General features: G+C 64.9%; 2 protein-coding genes. One reads left to right on the top strand and one right to left on the bottom strand.

All coding sequences use genetic code 11. The features are described from left to right. Positions 1-33: 33 nt before the first annotated feature. Positions 34-963 (top strand): DUF2325 domain-containing protein, encoded by a 930-nt coding sequence (locus tag ABTY56_RS38600; protein WP_350634368.1) that lies wholly within the window; start codon positions 34-36, stop codon positions 961-963. Positions 964-1,310: 347 nt separating this feature from the next. On the opposite strand, the gene ABTY56_RS38595 is transcribed toward ABTY56_RS38600, so the two are convergent. After that, on the bottom strand, positions 1,311-1,781 hold the full coding sequence (locus tag ABTY56_RS38595; protein WP_350634367.1) for a DUF2380 domain-containing protein: 471 nt from the start codon (positions 1,779-1,781) through the stop codon (positions 1,311-1,313). Positions 1,782-1,989 lie beyond the last annotated feature (208 nt).

Below are 1,989 nucleotides of genomic sequence, written 5' to 3'. Positions count from 1 at the left end.
ACGGTGCCGAACGGCAGGTAGCGCCCGTACCGCATGCCGGACGGCTGCTGGCGCACCGAGGCGGCGGTGATCGGGGTGGGCCGGTCGACGAAGGCCCTCGCCGCGGTCTCCCTCGCCGACACGGGTTCAGGCATCCTCCCGGACCTGCTCGGCCGGTTCCTCGAGCCGTTCTTCACCACCAAGGAGGTCGGCAAGGGCACGGGACTCGGCCTGTCGCAGGTGTTCGGCTTTGCAAGGCAATCGGGCGGCGACATCCGCGTGGCCAGCACGGTCGGGGAAGGCACAACTTTTACACTCTACCCTCCGGAAGGTGAGCAAGAGGCGGTCCCGGCCCGTGTCCGCGGGCCCGACGGGGGCGTGACGCCTCTCGGAACGGGGCAGCGCATCCTCGTTGTCGAGGGCAACATTGGGGCCGGTCAGTTCGCCACCCAGATCCTCGAGGTGGAAGCCCGCTTGGCACGGGAAGCGGCTCATGCCGAAGCCCTGGAGGAACGCCTCGCCGTGCTCAGTCACGCCACCAAGCGCCTCAGCGTTGATCTCGCCGCCGAGATCGCACGACGGACGGCTGCGGAGGCCGAGCTAGCTTCGCTCGAAGCGGCACTGGAGGGGGCGGACCACGATGAGGGCGTTGATCCGGCACACGGACGGATCGAGGGACGGATCTTCCTCTACGTCGGCGGTCGCCCGCGTCAGGTGAGGAACCTACGCCGTTTCATCGATCAACGAGGCGGCCGCCTCCTGAGCCACGACGGCGGCATCGACGACAATCTCGCTCTGCTGCCTGGCCTCGTGGGTCAGGCCGATTGCGCGGTGTTCCCAGTGAGCTGCATCAGCCATGAGGCGAGCCTGCTCCTGAAGCGGCACTGCGAAGCGCTGACCAAGCCGTTCCGTCCGGTCCGCAGCGCGAGCCTCGCCAGCTTCGTACACGTCCTCGAACAGCAGGAACGAACTGCTGGGTTGTGACGGATGCGCCAGATGGTGCGGCTCTTGCGAACCGACGGTACGGTTCGTTCTTGGAAGCCCTACAGGTCCACTTCCTTGCTGAGCTGGAACGTGCGCGGAGTCCCGAGATAGGCGGTGTCTGCGCCCGTGCCACCGTTGATGTTGCCAGGGGCGATGGAGGCCCAATAGTGCGTGTCGGAGACGTTCAGGATGTCGCAAAACCACCCGACCCGGTCGTAGAATAGACCGACAGGTCTCGACCCACCCTGGTCTTTAAAGCCCGCCTTTGTGCTCCTTAGAAGCTGAGGTTCCGCATCCGGGCGCCATGTGCCATTTGCGATCTTGGCGACGCCGACATTGCTTCGCGGTTACCGCTGCACCTGGGGTGCAGCCTCCCTGATTTGGTCAATCAGGAACGCTTCCGCGCGATGCCAAGCCTCGTCGTTGTCGCCACGAAAATTGAGCTCAGTCGAAAAGAGGACCCCGTCCGTCCGGGCATCGACGATCCGAGCCCACATCTGCATGATCAGAGTGCTGCTCTTGTGAACGACGCCAACGAAGACAAGCTCGGCTCCTTGCGCTCGCGCCGTCGATAGCAGGCAGGTGGTGGTTTCCTTCGTGCAGGTACGCTGCACGTCCTCGGCTAGCACCGGCACTGTGCGGTACCGTCCCAGCGAACCGAGGTCGGACGTTAGTTCGACCGCCATCGTCTGCAAGCGGAGGTGATGCTCGGCCGTCTGATCCTTTGGCTCTGCCGAGGTGTCGAGCAGCTTGATCGGAAGGACCGCGAGCGTTGTCGCCGGCGGCTGCGCTTTCGCCGGCACTGCCATGGCGCTCATCGCAACGAGCAGGGCAGCGACCTTGCAAAGGCAGCGTGGTCTCGACTGCGACGTCCGTCGGGGTTGCAGGCTGTACGCTAAGGCTGAAACGGGCTGCTCATGCATCAGGGGGCGGTCCTCCTTGGGCAGGTCGTTTCCATGCCGAGCATGGGATCGCCTGCGTTGACGCCGACGATAAGCGATCCGCTCGCACCCGAATTGCCATTTC

Origin of the sequence: Kitasatospora sp. NPDC097691, assembly GCF_040302665.1 — a bacterium.
In the GTDB taxonomy this organism is placed as follows: domain Bacteria; phylum Actinomycetota; class Actinomycetes; order Streptomycetales; family Streptomycetaceae; genus Kitasatospora.
This window is presented reverse-complemented; position numbering and strand designations above follow the sequence as displayed.